Below are 16,770 nucleotides of genomic sequence, written 5' to 3' on the forward strand. Positions count from 1 at the left end.
ACACCACCCAAGGAATAGAATCAAAGCTATGACTGAAACCACTTCCGCCTTTGGTTCGAGCCGCGTCAAGCGTGGTCTCGCCGACATGATGAAGGGCGGCGTCATCATGGACGTCGTCAACGCCGAGCAGGCTCGCATCGCCGAGGACGCCGGTGCTGTCGCCGTCATGGCCCTTGAGCGCGTTCCCGCCGACATCCGTTCCCAGGGTGGCGTTGCCCGCATGAGCGACCCCGACCTGATCGACAGCATCATCGCCGAGGTATCCATCCCGGTGATGGCCAAGGCGCGCATCGGCCACTTCGTCGAAGCTCAAATCCTTCAGGCCCTGAACGTCGATTACATCGACGAGTCCGAGGTGCTGAGCCCGGCTGACTACGTCAACCACATCGACAAGTGGAACTTCACGGTCCCGTTCGTCTGTGGCGCGACCAACCTGGGTGAGGCGCTTCGCCGCATCAACGAGGGCGCGGCCATGATCAGGTCCAAGGGCGAAGCCGGCACCGGCGACGTCTCGGAGGCCATGAAGCACATCCGCACCATCAAGGGTGAGGTCGCCCGCCTGTCGGCTCTGACCAAGGACGAACTGTACGTCGCCGCGAAGGAACTGCAGGCGCCGTACGAACTCGTCGCCGAGATCGCCGCCACCGGCAAGCTCCCCGTCGTGCTCTTCGTCGCGGGTGGCGTGGCCACCCCCGCCGACGCGGCCCTGATGATGCAGATGGGTGCGGACGGTGTATTCGTCGGCTCCGGCATCTTCAAGTCGGGCAACCCGCAGGCCCGCGCCAACGCCATCGTCAAGGCCGTCACCTTCTACGACGACCCCAGCGTCATCGCATCCGTCTCGCGCGGACTCGGCGAGGCCATGGTCGGCATCAACGTGTCCGATCTGGCTGCGCCGCACCGCCTCTCAGAGCGCGGCTGGTAGATACCCGTTCGTGAGCGTTGGAGTTCTCGCCCTGCAGGGTGACTTTCGTGAGCACGCCGAGGTACTGCGGTCCCTCGGCGCCGAAGTCGAACTCATCCGCCGCCCAGAGGAACTGGACCGCATCAGCGGGCTCGTGATCCCCGGCGGCGAATCCAGCGTCATGGACAAACTGGCCCGCGCGTTCGGCGTGGCGGAACCGCTGGCCGAGGCCGTGCGGGCCGGCCTGCCCGTCTACGGCACCTGCGCGGGCCTGATCATGCTCGCCGACACCGTCATCGACGGGATCGAAGGGCAGCAGAGCATCGGCGGCTTCGACATCGCCGTGCGTCGCAACGCCTTCGGTTCGCAGACGCTCTCTTTCGAGACCGACCTCGACGTGCCGGTGCTCGGTGAGCCGCCGGTGCACGCCATTTTCATCCGCGCCCCCGTGGTGGAGTCCGTCGGGACCCGGGCCCGCGCGATAGCCACGCTCTCGGACGGGCGCTGCGTCGCGGTCGAGCAGGACAACCTGCTCGGAACCTCATTCCACCCCGAGATCACCGGGGAGCACCGGTTCCACGACTATTTCCTGCAGAAGGTGGCCGCCGCCGGCTTCCGCTACTAGGCTCCGGTCATGGCCGGCTGGGTGGCGCTCCTGCGCGGAATCAACGTCAACGGGATCACGATCACGATGGCGGACCTGCGGGCCGTGTTCCGCGGGCTCGGCTACACGGATGTCCGCACGGTTCTGGCCAGCGGTAACGTGCTCTTCACGGCGGGCGAGACGGATGCCGCGGCCCTCAAGGCCACAATCGAACGCGCTCTCTCCGACAACTTCGGTTATCAGGCGTGGATCGTGCTGCTCGGCGTTGACGCACTCGACAGGGTGGCGCGGGCGTTCCCATTCGATGCGGAGCGGGACGGTTGGCATCCGTATGTCGTGTTCGGATCGGCGCGGACCGCGCTCGAGGAACTGCTCGAGGCGGCTGGGGAACCGGACCCGGAAACGGAGCAGGTTCGGCCCGGAACCGGCGTGCTCTACTGGCAGGTGCGCCGAAGCATCGGCATCAACAGTCCGTTCAGCAAGCTGAGCGGCAAGGCCCGCTACCGGTCGACCACCACCACCCGCAACCTCCGCACCCTGAACAAACTGATCGCCGCGGCCCCGGGCGCGTGAAGCCCGGCCCATCAGGCATCGCGGGTTAGAATGAGGCGCACCCCACGGTGCAACGGCCAATGGCACCAGTAGTGCAGCGACCAGCACGGCGGCGGTACCCCCGCGCCAATCGACAGCCACGTCACGACAGCCAAAGACAACGGGAGACTCATGTCCGGACATTCCAAGTGGGCGACAACAAAGCACCAGAAGGCGGTTACCGACTCGCGTCGGGCCAAGGCCTTCGCCAAGTTGATCAAGAACATCGAAGTCGCGGCCCGCATGGGTGGCGCCGACCTGTCGGGCAACCCGACCCTGGTCGACGCGATCCAGAAAGCCAAGAAGACCTCTGTTCCCAACGACAACATTGACCGTGCCGTCAAGCGCGGCGCCGGCCTGTCCGGCGAAGTAGTCGACTACACCACCATCATGTATGAGGGCTACGCCGCGCACGGCGTCGCCGTCATGATCGAGTGTTTGACCGACAACAAGAACCGCGCGGCCGCCGAGGTGCGCACCACCATGTCCAGAAACGGCGGCAACATGGCCGACCCCGGCAGCGTCGCGTACAACTTCCACCGCAAGGGCATCGTCGTCGTGCCGAAGAGCAACGGCCTCAGCGAAGATGACGTGCTCCTCGCCGTGCTTGACGCGGGCGCCGAAGAGGTCGTCGACGACGGTGAGAAGTTCGAGGTTTTCAGCGAAGCGCACGATCTCGTCGCGACCCGGACCGCCCTGCAGACCGCCGGGATCGACTACGACTCCGCCGACATCGCGTTCGTGCCCCAGCTCAAGGTAGAGGTCGACGCCGAGACCGCCCGCAAGGTGTTCCGGCTGATCGACGCCCTCGAAGAGCTCGACGACGTGCAGAACATCTACAGTAACTACGACGTGTCGCCCGAGGTCATCGCGGAGCTTCAGGCCGAAGCCGAGTAGCGCGCTGTGTCGGTCCGGGTTCTGGGCATCGATCCCGGGCTGACCCGCTGCGGCGTCGGAATCGTAGACGTCGCCGCCAACCGATCCGCGTCCCTGGTCGACGTGACCGTGCTGCGCAGCTCGCCGGACTTGCCGCTCGAGCAGAGGCTCCTGCTGATCAGCCGGGGCCTGGAAGACCTGCTCGACCGGCACAAGCCGGCGGTCGTCGCCATCGAGAGGGTGTTCGCTCAGGACAATGTCAGCACCGTGATGGGCACCGCCCAGCTGAGCGGCGTCGCGCTGCTCCTGGCCGCTCAGCGTGGGCTGACGGTCACCCTGCACACCCCGAGCGAGGTCAAGGCAGCCATCACCGGCTACGGGTCCGCCGACAAAGCCCAGGTCGGCGCCATGGTGGCGCGGGTGCTGGGCCTGGCCGAGGTGCCCAAGCCCGCGGATGCCGCGGACGCGCTGGCCATCGCGATCTGCCATGCCTGGCGCACCGGGGCGGCCGGCGGCACCCTGCCCACCAGCGCCGACGTGGTCCCCGGCACCCTGACCCCGGCCCAGAAGGCGTGGCGCGCCGCCGAGCGCAGCGCAGTGTCGCCGGTGCCCCGTAGTCTGAAGCGGTGATTGCTTCCGTTCGTGGCCTTGTCCTGTCTGCCGTGGGTTCCACGGCCGTGATCGAGGTCGGGGGAGTCGGTCTGGCCGTACAGGTCACCCCGGCCACTGCGCTCTCCCTGCGCGTCGGCACGGAGGCCCGGCTTTCGACCACCCTTATCGTGCGCGAGGACTCGCTCACCCTCTTCGGATTCCCGTCCGCCGACGAACTCGAGGTCTTCGAGCTTTTGGTCGGCGTCACCGGGGTCGGCCCGAAATCGGCCCTCGGCGTACTCGCGGTGCTCAGCCCCGTCCAGATCGCGCAGGCCGTCTCGGCAGAAGACGACGGCGCTTTCCGCAGGGTCAGCGGCATCGGCCCGAAAACGGCCAAACTGATCGTGCTCTCCCTGGCCGGCAAGGTGTTCGTGACCGTCACGGCCGCGGCATCCGCCCGCCCGGAGCCCACCAGCGCGTCGGCGAACGTGCAGGCCGCCCTGATCGGGCTCGGCTGGTCGGAGAAGGTGGCCGCCGAGGCCGTCGACGAGACCCTCGCGGAGACCGTCGAACCCGGGCAGGTCGGCGTCGCAGCGCTCCTTCGCCTCGTACTCGTCAGGCTCGGCCCGGCCCAGCAGGCATCGGAGCGTCGCCCGTGACCGGCGCACAGGGTCTGGCCGGAGATCCCGGCGTGGAGCTCACCAAGCCGGAACTCGGGGGCGACGCCGAACTCGCCTTCGAGGGTGCCCTCCGTCCGCGCAGCCTCGGCGAGTTCGTCGGCCAGCAGAAGGTTCGCGGGCAGCTGCAGCTGCTCCTGACCGCCGCTACCATGCAGAGCCGCACCCCCGACCACATCCTTCTGGCCGGCCCGCCCGGACTCGGCAAGACCACTTTGGCCATGATCATCGCCTACGAGGGCAACCGCCCGCTGCGGATGTCCAGCGGCCCGGCCATCCAGCACGCCGGTGATCTGGCGGCGGTACTCTCCTCGCTGGTGCCCGGCGAGGTGCTGTTCATCGACGAGATCCACCGCATGGCCCGTTCCGCCGAGGAGATGCTCTATCTGGCGATGGAGGACTTCCGCATCGACATCATGGTCGGCAAAGGCGCCGGCGCCACCTCTGTTCCCCTCGACCTGGCACCGTTCACCCTGGTTGGCGCCACGACCCGGTCCGGACTGCTGCCCAACCCACTGCGCGACCGGTTCGGCTTCACCGCCCACCTCGAGTTCTACACCGACGACGAACTCGAGCAGGTGCTCGGCCGGGCAGCCAAACTGCTCGACCTGTCGATCGACACGGCCGCTACCGCCGAGATCGCCGGTCGGTGCCGCGGCACGCCCAGAATCGCCAACCGCCTGCTCCGGCGGGTGCGGGACTACGCGCTGGTGCACGGTGGAGACGCCGATGTGGCCGCGGTGCACGCGGCTCTCGAGCTGTACGACGTCGACGCCATCGGGCTCGACCGGCTCGACCGGGAGGTGATGCGCATCATCCTGACCCGTTTTGGGGGAGGGCCGGTGGGTCTGAACACGCTCGCGGTGTCCGTGGGGGAGGAGTCCGAGACCATCGAGGCCGTCGTGGAGCCGTTCCTGGTGCGGATCGGCTTCCTGATGCGCACCCCGCGCGGCCGGGTGGCGACCGCGGAAGCGTGGCGGCATTTCGGCCTGACGGCGCCTCTGGTGGGCGGGCCGCCAATCCCTCTTATGCTGGATGACCTATAATTCGAGTTGGTTCGCTTCGAACCACTCGTGCTGGTTCCCCCGAGCCAGACGCACAGACTTCGGCCCTCGCGCCGCAACCGGAAGGTCCCACAGTTTTATGGATCCGTTGACTCTCGTCATGCTCGCCGTTCTCGCGGCGCTCGTGTTCTTCATGTTCCGCAACAGCCGCAAACGCCAGAAGGACCTCGCTGCCCTGCAGGCCCAGATGGTCGTCGGCGCCGAGGTCATGACCAACTTCGGCATGTACGGAACCATTCTCGCGATTGACGAGGAGGCGAACAAGGTTGCCCTCGAGATCGCTCCGGGAACCGTCGTGCAGCTGCACCGTCAGACCATCGCCCGCGTGGTGGAACCGATCGTGGCCGAGCCCGAAGATGAGGGCGTCGCCGAGCTGAAACAGGGCAGCGCCACCGTTATGGGCGAACCTGACTTCGGTCAGCGCGTCGCCGACACCGACGAAGAGCCTAAAAAGGGCGACGCCTAACCAATCCCTCTCCATGCCCGCGCCTCGGCGCGGGCATGAGCATGAGCATAGAAAGCTGAGTTCTCTGGTGGCAAAGTCGTCTCCGGCCAAGAAGGCCTGGCGTTCCCTCACGTGGCTGGGTGTGATCATCGTCGGCCTGATTGCGCTCAACACGGCCGGCGTGCTCACCGGCGGCGGATCCTGGACGCCCAAGCTGGCCCTGGACCTCGAGGGCGGCACGCAGATCATCCTCGCGCCGAAGCTCGAGTCCGGGCAGTCCGTCTCCTCGGAGCAGCTCAACGAGGCCGTGAAGATCATTCGGCAGCGCATCGACTCGGCAGGCGTCTCCGAGGCGGAGATCAACACCCAGGGCGGCCAGAACATCGTCGTGTCCATCCCCGGCGTGCCGGACGACGCGACGATCAACCGAATCGAGTCCTCAGCCAAGCTCGAGTTCCGCCCGGTGCTCGTGGCCGGTGCCCCGTCCGCGGCCAGCGTCGGTGAAAACGTTGTCGGAGAGGACGGGGTCGCGACCCCGGTACCGACCCCCACGGTCGACCCGAGTCTGGAAAGCACCCCGACCGCGGTGCCCACCGACGGGAGCGACCTGAACTGGATCACCCCCGCGCTCCAGGCCCAGTACGAGGCCTTCGATTGCAGCAAGATCGATACCACCAATGTGGCACCGGCGGCGGAGCCGCTTGTCACCTGTGAGGCCGACGGCTCCATCAAGTACATCCTCGGCCCGGTCGAAGTCAGCGGCGAGAACGTCTCCGACGCGACCAACGGCCAGCAGACCACGCAGAGCGGCGCCACGACCGGTGAATGGGTCGTCAACATCACCTTCGACGGAACCGGAACCAAGGCCTTCGCCGACGTCAGCACCCGGCTGAACGCGCTCACCGCAGCGCAGAACCAGTTCGCGATCGTGCTCGACGGCAACGTCATCTCGGCCCCGCGCACCCTGGCGGCCATCACCGACGGCAACGCGCAGATCAGCGGTGACTTCGACCAGGACTCGTCGAAGGCCCTCGCCGACCAGCTCAAGTTCGGCGCCCTGCCGATCAGCTTCACCGTGCAGAGCCAGGACACCATCTCGGCGACCCTGGGCTCGAGCCAGCTCACCGGCGGCCTGATCGCAGGCCTGATCGGACTCGTACTGGTCGTGCTCTACTCGCTGATCCAGTATCGCCTGCTCGGCCTCGTCACCGTGGCGTCGCTCACGGTCGCCGCGATCATCACCTACCTGCTGATCACGATCCTGTCCTGGCGCGAGGGCTACCGGCTGTCGTTGGCCGGCGTCGCGGGTCTGATCGTCGCGATCGGCATCACCGCCGACTCCTTCATCGTCTACTTCGAGCGGGTGCGTGATGAGCTCCGGGACGGACGAGGGCTCGAATCCTCCGTCGAGGCCGGCTGGAAGCGCGCCCTGCGCACCATCCTCGCCTCCGACGCGGTCAACATCTTGGCCGCCGGCGTCCTGTTCATCGTCGCCGTCGGCAACGTCAAGGGCTTCGCCCTCACCCTGGGGCTGACCACCCTCGTCGACGTGCTCGTGGTCATGCTCTTCACCCACCCGATGCTCCAGCTGCTGGCACGCACGAAGTTCTTCAGCGACGGACATAAGTTCAGCGGCCTCGACCCGCGGGCCCTGGGCGCGACCTACCGCGGGCGGGCGAAATTCCGTCCCTCGGATGACCTCCCTTCCGCCAAACTGTCCTCGGCCAGCCGTGAGGCAGCCAAGCGCCAGACCATCGCCGAGCGCAAGGCGTCAGAACTCGTCGGTTCCAGTGCGGATCGAACGACCGACGGGAAGGATTCCTAATGGCTAGCTTTTCCCAGTTCGGCAACGACCTGCACACCGGCAAGCGCTCGTTCGACATCGTCGGGCGGCGCAAGACCTGGTACCTGGTCGCGGTCGTGGCACTCTTCGTGGCCATCGTCGTTCCCCAGCTGCGTGGCGGCTTCGTCTTCGGCATCGAGTTCACGGGAGGCTCCGAGTTCAAGATCTCCCAGGTCGCCGACCAGGACCAGCGAGCTGCCGCCGATGCCGTGACCGAGGTCGTCCCGTTGGCGACGCCCAGGGTGTCGAGCGTCAGCACCACCGGCATCCGCGTGCAGACCGACCAGCTCACCAGCGACGAGACCCGGGAGATTCGCGCCGCGCTGGCGGATGCCTACGCCGTGCCGATCGAGCAGGTCACCGCGTCCTTCATCGGTCCGGTCTGGGGCCAGGACATCACCGGCCAGGCCGTGCGCGGACTCCTCATCTTCCTCGTGCTCGCCGCCATCGGCATGGCACTGTACTTCCGCACCTGGAAGATGTCGGTCGCGGCCATGACCGCGCTGATGCACGACCTCGTCATCACCGCCGGGATCTACGGCATCACCGGTTTCGAAATCACCCCGGCTGCCGTGATCGGATTTCTCACGATCCTCGGCTACTCGCTCTACGACACGGTCGTGGTCTTCGACAAGATCCGCGAGAACACCTCGGAGGCGGGCGCCGAGACGCGCACGTTGGCCGAATCCGTGAACCTGGCCGTCAACCAGACCCTGGTGCGCTCGATCAACACCTCCGTCGTCGCGGTGCTGCCGGTCGCCTCGATCCTCTTCATCGGAACGCTCGTGCTCGGGGCAGGAACCCTTCGGGACATCTCGTTGGCACTTCTGATCGGCATCGTCGCCGGCGCCTACTCGACGATCTTCATCGCGTCGCCGCTGTACGCTCAAATCCGCTCCGCGGAGCCGGCCGTGCGCCGGGCCGACCAGAAGGTTCTCGCCCAGCGCGCGAAGGCCGGCCCCGCGCTGAAGGTGGCCGCCGAAGTCAGCACCTAGTCGGCCCTGATCACCGCCGGAGGAGGCCCGCACCCGAGCCGGAAGTGGTACCCGATCCGGCTCGGGAGCAGTAATAATTGATCAAGCGGATGGAGGTGGCCAGATGACTGAACTGACGACTCCTCCTGCCTACCCGGCTCCGCTCCCGCCGGCATCCTTGCGGCGCCTCGTGCCTCGGATCTTTTCCCGGGCCCAACCGGTCGGCGCGGTCGATACGCTGCTGAAGACCGTGCGGATGCACCATCCCAAGGTGGACCTCTCGATCATCGAGCGGGCCTACGTCACCGCGGAGCAGGCGCATGAGGGCCAGTTTCGCCGCAGCGGAGAGCCGTACGTCACACATCCGGTCGCGGTCGCGCAGATCCTGGCGGATCTGGGCATCGGCCCCAAGACCGTCTCGGCGGCACTGCTGCACGACACCGTGGAGGACACCGAGTACACTCTCGACCAGCTGAGGCACGATTTCGGCGACGAGATCACCATGCTGGTCGACGGCGTCACCAAGCTGGACAAGGTCAAGTACGGCGACAGCACCCAGGCCGAGACCGTGCGCAAGATGATCGTGGCGATGTCTAAGGACATTCGTGTGCTGATCATCAAGCTCGCCGACCGGCTGCACAACGCGCGCACGTGGGGATTCGTGCCTGCCGAGTCCGCGGTTCGGAAGGCGACCGAGACGCTGGAGATTTACGCGCCGCTCGCGCATCGCCTGGGCATCCAGGCCATCAAGTGGGAGCTCGAAGACCTCTCGTTCGCGGTGCTGTACCCCAAGCTCTACGCCGAGATCGACAGTCTTGTCAAGCAGCGCACTCCGCAGCGCGAAGAGTTCGTTCAGCACGTCATCGACTCGATCGTCGACGACCTGAAGGCCGCCCGCATCCGGGGCAAGGTCGCCGGCCGGCCCAAGCAGTACTATTCGATCTACCAGAAGATGGTCGTGCGCGGGCGCGAGTTCGACGACATCTACGACCTGGTCGGCATTCGAGTGCTCGTCAACTCGGTGCGGGACTGCTACGCGGTTCTCGGCGCAATCCACGCCCGGTGGACGCCGCTTCCCGGCCGGTTCAAGGACTACATCGCCACCCCCAAATTCAACCTGTACCAGTCGCTGCACACCACGGTTCTCGGCCCGAGCGGGCGCGCCGTGGAGATCCAGATCCGCACCCAGGAAATGCACCAGCGCGCCGAATTCGGCGTGGCCTCGCACTGGAAGTACAAGGAGCAGACCACCGGCAAGAGTTCCGGTCCGGGCCCGCAGAGCGACACCGACATGGCTTGGCTCGCCCACATCTCCGACTGGCAGGCCGAAACGGCCGACCCGGGAGAGTTCCTCGACTCGCTGCGCTACGAGATCGGCGCCAAAGAGGTCTACGTCTTCACCCCCAAGGGCCGGGTGATCGGTCTGCCGGCCGACGCCACCCCGGTCGACTTCGCCTACGCCGTGCACACCGAGGTCGGCCATCGCACCATGGGCGCCAAGGTCAACGGGCGCCTCGTCCCGCTGGAGAGCCCTCTCGTCACCGGTGACGTCGTCGAGGTGTTCACGTCGAAGAATCCCGACTCCGGGCCGAGCAAGGACTGGCTGAACTTCGTCAAGAGCCCCAGGGCTCGCAACAAGATCCGCCAGTGGTTCACCAAGGAGCGCCGCGACGAGGCGATCGAGCAGGGCCGCGACGCCATCGCACGCGCTATGCGCAAGCAGAACCTGCCGCTGCAGAAACTGATGAACCAGGACTCCTTCGCCGAAGTTGCCGCGGTGATGAAGTATGAAGACGTCTCTGCGCTGTACGCCGCCGTCGGCGAGGGGCATGTGTCGACGCAGTCGGTGCTGGAGAAGGTGGTTGCCACCCTGCAGAGCGTCGAGGAGAGCGACGCCACGGACCTGCCGTTCGCGCCCCACGGCCGCACCCAGACGCTCCGCAACAGCGACTCGGGCATCCTCGTGCGCGGCGCCCCCGACATCCTGGTGAAGCTTGCCCGGTGCTGCACTCCCGTGCCGGGCGACAAAGTCGTGGGGTTTATCACGCGCGGCGCTGGGGTATCGGTGCACCAGGCATCCTGTCGCAACGTGCAGTCCCTGCTCAAGGAACCCGAGCGCATGATCGACGTCGATTGGGCGCCCACTTCCAAGAGCCTGTTCCTGGTGCAGATCCAGATCGAGGCTCTCGACCGCTCCGGGCTGCTCTCCGACGTCACCCGGGTGCTGTCGGAGCATCACGTCAACATCCTGTCGGCGACGGTGCACACCTCCTCCGACCGACTCGCGATCAGCCGGTTCGTCTTCGAGATGGGCGACACCACGCACCTCGATCGCGTGCTCAATGCGGTGCGCCGTATCGACGCCGTTTATGACGTCTATCGCGTCAACGAGGGCTGAGCGGCCATTGAGCTCGCATTGGCCTCCCGGTAGAGACATCAGGTGGGGCGCGGATGCTCGTCGAGGTACCGTTGCACCTCTCGCAGTCGGGTGAGGGCCGGAGCCTTGAACGGCAGGTTGGGTGCCGCGCATAGGCGACTCGCCGGGTCGGTGCTGGTGCAGCCGGCCAGGCGCAGCAGGGCGGCGATCAGGGCAACCCGGACACCGTCGGTGGGCTCGTCGTGCCAGCGGACGAGGTCGACGGCGGTGCGCAGGGGCAGCGTGACCCGGAGGCCGGAGATCGCCTGAAGCTGGTCGGACGGGCAGCTCACCTCGCGGATCTGCATTCGGGGTGACGGGACCAGTTTCATTCGGGCGGAACTCTGCACGCAGAAGTGGTGGCGGCGAGGTTCCGGCGCCAGACCGTAGATCCAGGCAGCGGTCATCCGCTCGGCGATGGCCCTTGGGGACGCAAGCAGCAACCCGACGGCTCGGGCGCGTCGCACCCGGTCATCGACCTCGTCGACCGGGCACCAAAAGTCGCCCAGGGTGAAGAGTTCCCCGTCGAGACGGGCGCCGCACAGCTCCGCAAGCGGCAGGTCCTGGGCAGAGAGCACCACGGGAAGGCGTGAGTTCATCGATTGTGGGTTCATCGACTCAGCGTGCGCCGGGTGTGTTCTCCCGCCCACAAAAAGCAGGGATCTGTGGACAGATCCCCGCTGGTCGTGCTGTGGACGGCCGGGCTACTGGCCGATGGCCTTCAGCCACGCCTTGCGGGTCTCGAGAGCCTCGGTGGCTTCCGTGATCGCCGCGGCATCCCCGCCGGCCTGCGCCGCGGCCAGTTCGGCCTCGAGCTTGACGATGGCATCGTTCAGCTGACCGGCCAGACCCTCGGCGCGAGCCTTGGTCTCCGGGTTGTTGCGCTTCCAGTGGTCGTCGTCGAGCTTGCGCACGGCTGCCTCAACCTTGCGCATGCGGTCCTCGATGGACTTGACCGAGTCGCGCGGAACCTTGCCGATGGCGTCCCACCGGCGCTGGATGGAGCTCAGCACGCTGCGCGCCTTGGCGCGGTCCGTCTCGGCCAGCAGAAGTTCGGCTTCGGTGAGCAGCTCGACCTTAAGAGTCAGGTTTCCCGCGAACTCCTCGTCGTCGTGCGCGTCGATTTCGGACTTGACCGAGTAAAGCACGTCGCCGGCTGCCTTGAACTTGGCCCACATGGCGTCGTCCTGCTTCTTGCCGCTGCGACCCGCGAGCTTCCACTCGTCGAGCAGATTGCGATAGCCCGGGATGCCATCGGCGCCCTTGGGGGCGAGAGCCTCGGCCTGTTCGATCAGGTGCTGCTTGCGGTTGCGAACGTCCTTGTGGGCGCTGTCCAACTCGGCGAAGAATGCCTTGCGGTTCTGCTCGATCGTGGTGCGGGCCGCGCGGAACCGCTTCCAGAGGTCATTGGCCTCGCCCTTGGGAATGCGCGGAGCATCGTGCTGGTGGGCCTGCCATTTCGCGAACAGGGCTTCCAGAGCAGCGCTGGTCTGCTTCCACTGCGTCTTCGCCGGGTCTTCGGCGGCGAGAGCCTCGGCCTCGGCGACGATCGCGGCACGCTCGGCGACGGCGGCGGTCGCTGCAGCCTTCGCTTCGGCGCCCTGCTGCTCGGTGAGCTCGGTCACCGCGCCGCCGAGGGCACCCAGGCGGGTGGCCAGGGCTGCCAGGTTGCCGACCGCGTTGGCGTTCGCCACAGCCTCGGTCAGATGTTTGACGGATTTCGCGATATCTGCGGCAGGTGCGCCACCCTTGGCGCGCTGTTCGAGAAGCGTGACCTGGCCGTTGAGCTCAACGTATTTCCGTTCGAAGTAGGCAAGCGCCTCTTCCGGCGTCGCGTCGGGATACTGTCCCACGGCGCGCTCGCCTGTCGCTTCGCGCACGTAAACCGTGCCGGTTTCGTCTACGCGACCCCATGGTTGCTGATCTGTCGTAGTCAAGAGCCTCACCTTATCGATGTCGTTGTGTGCTCACAAGTGAGCCAATACCCGGTCAAGCCTATTGCAAGCCCGCGCGCTGTTCGTCTGTTCTACTGAACTGATACCTGAGTGATGCTGGTCGGCACCTGAGGGGTGCCGTCCGAAGAGCCGTCGGCGACGCCGGCAGCCGTGATCTGCGCTTTGATTTCGTCCAGTCCATCGGTCACCCGGCCGAGCACCGTGTAGCCGCCGACCGCGTCGGCGGGGATGGTCGTGTCGTCGTAGACGATGAAGAACTGGCTGCCCATACTGTAGGCGTTGCCGCCCTGTCGGGCCATGGCCAGCGTGCCGGCCGGGTACACATCGTCGGCCGGGGCGTTTTCAATCGGTCCATAACTGTAGCCGGGGCCACCCGATCCCGTTCCGGTCGGGTCCCCGCACTGCAGCACGAAGAAACCGCCGTCGGTGAGCCGGTGGCAGGTCACGTCCTGGTAGAAGCCGGTGGTGATCAGGTTGATGGTCGAGGACACCGCCTGAGGGGCGAGGGCTCCATCGAGCTCGATCTCGAGCGGAATGCCGTTGAGGGCCAGCGTGCCGGTCCAGGTGCGGTCTTCCGCCAGGGTGCTGGGCGGCACCTCGCCGCTGTTCGCGCTGTCGGACGGTGCGGCCGACGCGGAGGGGGAAGCGGTGTCGGCCACGGAGGGTGCCGGGCTGCCGGGGCCTCCGGTGAAGAACAGCACCTGGGCGCCGACGGCCAGCGCCACGACCACGGCCACGCTGACGCCGGCGATGAGGTTGTCCCGCCGTCGCCGCTTCACTTGGTGCGCATTCACCGAACGCCGGGCCTGAAAGGCGCGTACACGCACGCGCGCCTCGCGGGCTTCACGTTCTTGCTTCTTGTTCGGTACCACGTCGTAGCCTCCAGGCGGCCTCCATCGGAAGGCCCGATCGAACGGGGACGGCTCCAGCGTCTGGCGCCCGAACCATGTTGAACTCTACGCAACCCGGAGAGGGCAAACAAACATCCGCTCCGGGCAGCACCGGTTCAGGATCGGCCCGGTCACCGGCACAAACTACGCTGGACCCATGGTGGATTCACAACCGGGACTGCGCAGCGGGGCCACACCCCTCGCCGTACGGATGCGCCCGACGAGCCTCGAGGAGGTCGCCGGTCAGAAGCATCTGCTCACACCGGGCTCCCCGCTGGTCAGCCTGGCCAGTGACAAGACAGGGGAGCAGGGCGCGATCTCCGTCATCCTGTGGGGCCCGCCCGGCACCGGCAAGACCACCCTGGCCCAGGCCATCGCGCGCAGCTCGGGCCGCCGGTTCGTCGAGCTGTCCGCCGTGTCGGCCGGAGTGCGGGACGTGCGCCAGGTAATGGAAGAGGCGCGCACCAGCCGGGACCTCTACGGACTCTCCACCGTGCTCTTCCTGGACGAGATCCACCGGTTCAGCAAGGCGCAGCAGGACGCTCTCCTGCCCGGGGTGGAGAACGGGGTCATCATCCTCGTGGCCGCCACCACCGAGAACCCGTCCTTCTCCGTCATCTCGCCGCTGCTGTCCCGCTCCCTACTGCTCACCCTCGAAACGCTCAGCGACGACGACCTCGCTGTCGTTGTCGACCGGGCCGTGGTCGACCCGCGCGGCCTGGCCGACCGGTTCGTGCTCGACCCCGAAGCCAGGGCCGCGATCATCCGGCTCGCGTCCGGTGACGCCCGACGGGCGCTGACCGCCCTGGAAGCTGGGTCGGTGGCGGCGGCGTCCTCCGTCGACGCCGAGTCCGACGCGAAGCCGGTCATCACCACCGAGGTGGTCGCCCTCGCTGTCGACCGTGCGCTTCTGCGCTACGATCGCAACGGCGACGAGCACTACGACGTCATCAGCGCCTTCATCAAATCGGTACGCGGCTCGGATGTCGACGCGTCCCTCCACTATCTCGCGCGCATGATCGAGGCCGGCGAAGATCCCCGGTTCATCTGCCGCCGCATCATCGTGCTGGCCTCCGAAGACATCGGCATGGCCGACCCCCAGGCGCTGGTGATCGCCATCGCCGCCGCCGACGCCGTGCAATACATCGGCATGCCCGAGGGCCGCATCCCGCTCGCCCAGGCCGTCGTGCACCTGGCCACCGCACCCAAGTCCAACGCGGCCTACATGGCCCTGGATGCGGCGATCGCCGACGTGCGGAACGGCAAGACCGGCCGGGTGCCCAAACCGTTGCGGGATGCGCACTACCCAGGCGCCAAACGCCTCGGCCACGGCAAGGGCTACAAGTATCCCCACGACGACGCCCTCGGCGTGCTGGCCCAGCAGTACCCGCCGGACGAGCTCGCCGAGGTGCGCTATTACGAGCCCACCGAGCATGGCCACGAGCGCGAGGTCTCGGCCCGCCTCGCCAAGTTGCGCAAGATCATCCGTGCCCGCTGAGCGGAACGGCCGAACAACCCGATGTGCTAACCTGATCGCTGCCTACAAATGGAATCGGCATGCGGCTGCGTCCGATTCCGGATTTGATGGTCTCGCCCTGTAGCCGGGCGTCCCGTGGCACCACCCCTCTGAACTCCCATGACGTTGAGCCGTGCTGTCTCATCGCGCGGCCGCCGCCCTGGTTTCCCCTTGTTTGCAGTTCCATCGAAAGGACACCGTGTCTACCAAGTCACGTACCCGCAGTAAGACCCGCCTCTCGCGGGCCCTGGGCATCGCCCTGACCCCGAAGGCCGCGCGCTATCTGGAGAAGCGTCCGTACGCCCCGGGCGAGCACGGTCGCACCAAGCGCAAGACCGACTCCGACTACGCTGTCCGCCTCCGCGAAAAGCAGCGCTTACGCGCGCAGTACGGCATCCGCGAAGCCCAGCTCAAGATCGCGTTCGAGGAAGCTCGCCGCGCCCAGGGACTGACCGGTGAGAACCTCGTCGAGATCCTCGAGACCCGTCTCGACGCTCTTCTCGTTCGCTCCGCGATCGCCCGCACCACCGCCCAGGCCCGTCAGATGATCGTGCACCGTCACATCCTGATCGACGGCCAGCTGGTCGACCGTCCCTCCTTCCGCGTGAAGCCGGGACAGCTCATCCACGTCAAGCCCAAGAGCGAGGCCATGGAGCCGTTCCAGGTCGCAGCCGCCGGCGGTCACGTCGACGTTCTGCCCAAGCTCCCCGCCTACCTCGAGGTCGAGATCGACAAGCTGCAGGCCCGCCTCGTGCGCCGCCCGAAGCGCATCGAAATCCCCGTGACCTGTGAAGTCCAGCTCGTCGTCGAGTACTACGCGGCCCGCTAGGCTCCTTTTCACCCGCACCGCCGTCAGGCGCTGCAACTGAACTACGCTGGAGAGCGGATCACCCTGGGGTGGTCCGCTCTTTGCGTACGCGCACCAAGCTCGTGAATGTCGAATCTGGAATGGATGGTTGGTCAATGTCTGGTGGAGATATTGTCGGGCTCGTGTTCGCCGCTGCCTTCCTGATGTTGGTCGGGTTCCTGGCCCTGCCCCTGGTCAAGCTCGGCCGCGTCTTCGACGAGACGACCGTGGCCATCCGCGACCTGACCCACACCGTCACCCCACTGCTCGAGGAATCCACCAAGACCATTCAGGAGACCAACGCGCAGTTGGCCCGGGTGGACACCATCACCTCGAACGTGGCGGATGTCACGGGCAACGTCTCCGCCCTGGTCGCCCTCGTCGCGGCGACCGTCGGCGGCCCGCTGGTCAAACTGGCCGGCTTCTCCGCGGGGGTTCGCGCGGCGCTGGGGGCTGCCCGCCCGGGCGGCACCCGCCGCCGCCGCCACAGGTAGTCGGGTACTCTGGAACGGAGCCGACCCGTCAGGGATTCGCCGGTCAGACGGTCGTTCCAGACGTTCAACCGCCGTGAACCGAC

Annotated in this window: 17 protein-coding genes; 14 read left to right on the plus strand and 3 right to left on the minus strand. The window is 66.9% G+C overall.

Going from position 1 to position 16,770, the window contains the following annotated elements; translation table 11 throughout:
* Window positions 1–28 precede the first annotated feature (28 nt).
* The 11 genes from pdxS to E3N86_RS15255 all read left to right on the plus strand — a co-directional run bounded on the left by pdxS (window position 29) and on the right by E3N86_RS15255 (window position 10,967).
* Window positions 29–925 (plus strand): pyridoxal 5'-phosphate synthase lyase subunit PdxS, encoded by an 897-nt coding sequence (gene pdxS / locus E3N86_RS15205; RefSeq protein ID WP_104100483.1) that lies wholly within the window; start codon window positions 29–31, stop codon window positions 923–925.
* A gap of 10 nt (window positions 926–935) precedes the next feature.
* Window positions 936–1,529: a pyridoxal 5'-phosphate synthase glutaminase subunit PdxT gene (gene pdxT, locus E3N86_RS15210; RefSeq protein WP_134371513.1), complete on the plus strand. Its 594-nt coding sequence runs from the start codon at window positions 936–938 to the stop codon at window positions 1,527–1,529.
* 9 nt (window positions 1,530–1,538) lie between these two features.
* Window positions 1,539–2,081 (plus strand): DUF1697 domain-containing protein, encoded by a 543-nt coding sequence (locus E3N86_RS15215; RefSeq protein WP_134371515.1) that lies wholly within the window; start codon window positions 1,539–1,541, stop codon window positions 2,079–2,081.
* 150 nt (window positions 2,082–2,231) lie between these two features.
* Entirely contained in the window at window positions 2,232–2,996 is a 765-nt protein-coding gene (locus E3N86_RS15220; RefSeq protein ID WP_104100486.1) for a YebC/PmpR family DNA-binding transcriptional regulator, read from the plus strand.
* A 6-nt stretch (window positions 2,997–3,002) separates the two neighbouring features.
* Complete coding sequence (gene ruvC / locus E3N86_RS15225) at window positions 3,003–3,605, plus strand: crossover junction endodeoxyribonuclease RuvC (RefSeq protein ID WP_104100487.1); 603 nt, start codon at window positions 3,003–3,005, stop codon at window positions 3,603–3,605.
* Complete coding sequence (gene ruvA, locus E3N86_RS15230; protein WP_134371517.1) at window positions 3,602–4,225, plus strand: Holliday junction branch migration protein RuvA; 624 nt, start codon at window positions 3,602–3,604, stop codon at window positions 4,223–4,225. Before ruvC ends, ruvA begins: the two co-directional genes overlap by 4 nt.
* Before the next feature lie 14 nt (window positions 4,226–4,239).
* Window positions 4,240–5,289, plus strand: a complete 1,050-nt coding sequence (ruvB, locus tag E3N86_RS15235) for a Holliday junction branch migration DNA helicase RuvB (RefSeq protein ID WP_369827955.1) — start codon at window positions 4,240–4,242, stop codon at window positions 5,287–5,289.
* A gap of 97 nt (window positions 5,290–5,386) precedes the next feature.
* On the plus strand, window positions 5,387–5,773 hold the full coding sequence (gene yajC, locus E3N86_RS15240) for a preprotein translocase subunit YajC (RefSeq protein WP_134371519.1): 387 nt from the start codon (window positions 5,387–5,389) through the stop codon (window positions 5,771–5,773).
* Between the two features lie 67 nt (window positions 5,774–5,840).
* A complete protein-coding gene (gene secD, locus E3N86_RS15245) occupies window positions 5,841–7,577 on the plus strand; it encodes a protein translocase subunit SecD (RefSeq protein WP_104100490.1) in 1,737 nt (578 codons plus the stop codon).
* Window positions 7,577–8,590, plus strand: coding sequence for a protein translocase subunit SecF (gene secF, locus E3N86_RS15250; RefSeq protein WP_104100491.1), 1,014 nt, complete (start codon window positions 7,577–7,579; stop codon window positions 8,588–8,590). Before secD ends, secF begins: the two co-directional genes overlap by 1 nt.
* Window positions 8,591–8,693: 103 nt before the next feature.
* Window positions 8,694–10,967 (plus strand): bifunctional (p)ppGpp synthetase/guanosine-3',5'-bis(diphosphate) 3'-pyrophosphohydrolase, encoded by a 2,274-nt coding sequence (locus E3N86_RS15255; RefSeq protein ID WP_104100492.1) that lies wholly within the window; start codon window positions 8,694–8,696, stop codon window positions 10,965–10,967.
* A gap of 38 nt (window positions 10,968–11,005) precedes the next feature.
* Here E3N86_RS15255 and E3N86_RS15260 read toward each other — a convergent pair whose 3' ends face one another.
* The 3 genes from E3N86_RS15260 to E3N86_RS15270 all read right to left on the minus strand — a co-directional run bounded on the left by E3N86_RS15260 (window position 11,006) and on the right by E3N86_RS15270 (window position 13,719).
* Window positions 11,006–11,584, minus strand: coding sequence for a hypothetical protein (locus tag E3N86_RS15260; protein ID WP_134371521.1), 579 nt, complete (start codon window positions 11,582–11,584; stop codon window positions 11,006–11,008).
* A 105-nt stretch (window positions 11,585–11,689) separates the two neighbouring features.
* Window positions 11,690–12,922: a DUF349 domain-containing protein gene (locus E3N86_RS15265; RefSeq protein WP_134371523.1), complete on the minus strand. Its 1,233-nt coding sequence runs from the start codon at window positions 12,920–12,922 to the stop codon at window positions 11,690–11,692.
* An 89-nt stretch (window positions 12,923–13,011) separates the two neighbouring features.
* On the minus strand, window positions 13,012–13,719 hold the full coding sequence (locus E3N86_RS15270; protein ID WP_241980492.1) for a peptidylprolyl isomerase: 708 nt from the start codon (window positions 13,717–13,719) through the stop codon (window positions 13,012–13,014).
* Window positions 13,720–13,987: 268 nt separating this feature from the next.
* Here E3N86_RS15270 and E3N86_RS15275 point away from each other — a divergent pair, with 268 nt between their 5' ends.
* From E3N86_RS15275 to E3N86_RS15285, 3 genes are all read left to right on the plus strand, one after another.
* A complete protein-coding gene (locus E3N86_RS15275) occupies window positions 13,988–15,328 on the plus strand; it encodes a replication-associated recombination protein A (RefSeq protein ID WP_104100496.1) in 1,341 nt (446 codons plus the stop codon).
* A 217-nt stretch (window positions 15,329–15,545) separates the two neighbouring features.
* Window positions 15,546–16,175 carry a 30S ribosomal protein S4 gene (gene rpsD, locus E3N86_RS15280; protein WP_104100497.1) on the plus strand — a complete coding sequence of 210 codons (630 nt, stop codon included), beginning with the start codon at window positions 15,546–15,548 and terminating at the stop codon, window positions 16,173–16,175.
* Between the two features lie 134 nt (window positions 16,176–16,309).
* Window positions 16,310–16,687: a DUF948 domain-containing protein gene (locus tag E3N86_RS15285; protein WP_104100498.1), complete on the plus strand. Its 378-nt coding sequence runs from the start codon at window positions 16,310–16,312 to the stop codon at window positions 16,685–16,687.
* The last annotated feature ends 83 nt before the right edge of the window (window positions 16,688–16,770 follow it).

This window comes from Cryobacterium sp. Hz7 (assembly GCF_004402815.1).
GTDB classification, from domain to species: Bacteria; Actinomycetota; Actinomycetes; order Actinomycetales; family Microbacteriaceae; genus Cryobacterium; species Cryobacterium sandaracinum.

Bases quoted from the DNA above. Each gene is read 5' to 3' on its own strand.
- yajC (WP_134371519.1), top strand. From the start codon at position 5,387: ATGGATCCGTTGACTCTCGTCATGCTCGCCGTTCTCGCGGCGCTCGTG.
- E3N86_RS15285 (WP_104100498.1), top strand. From the start codon at position 16,310: ATGTCTGGTGGAGATATTGTCGGGCTCGTGTTCGCCGCTGCCTTCCTG.
- E3N86_RS15215 (WP_134371515.1), top strand. From the start codon at position 1,539: ATGGCCGGCTGGGTGGCGCTCCTGCGCGGAATCAACGTCAACGGGATC.
- E3N86_RS15220 (WP_104100486.1), top strand. From the start codon at position 2,232: ATGTCCGGACATTCCAAGTGGGCGACAACAAAGCACCAGAAGGCGGTT.
- pdxS (WP_104100483.1), top strand. From the start codon at position 29: ATGACTGAAACCACTTCCGCCTTTGGTTCGAGCCGCGTCAAGCGTGGT.
- E3N86_RS15255 (WP_104100492.1), top strand. From the start codon at position 8,694: ATGACTGAACTGACGACTCCTCCTGCCTACCCGGCTCCGCTCCCGCCG.
- E3N86_RS15275 (WP_104100496.1), top strand. From the start codon at position 13,988: ATGGTGGATTCACAACCGGGACTGCGCAGCGGGGCCACACCCCTCGCC.
- E3N86_RS15260 (WP_134371521.1), bottom strand. From the start codon at position 11,584: ATGAACTCACGCCTTCCCGTGGTGCTCTCTGCCCAGGACCTGCCGCTT.
- secF (WP_104100491.1), top strand. From the start codon at position 7,577: ATGGCTAGCTTTTCCCAGTTCGGCAACGACCTGCACACCGGCAAGCGC.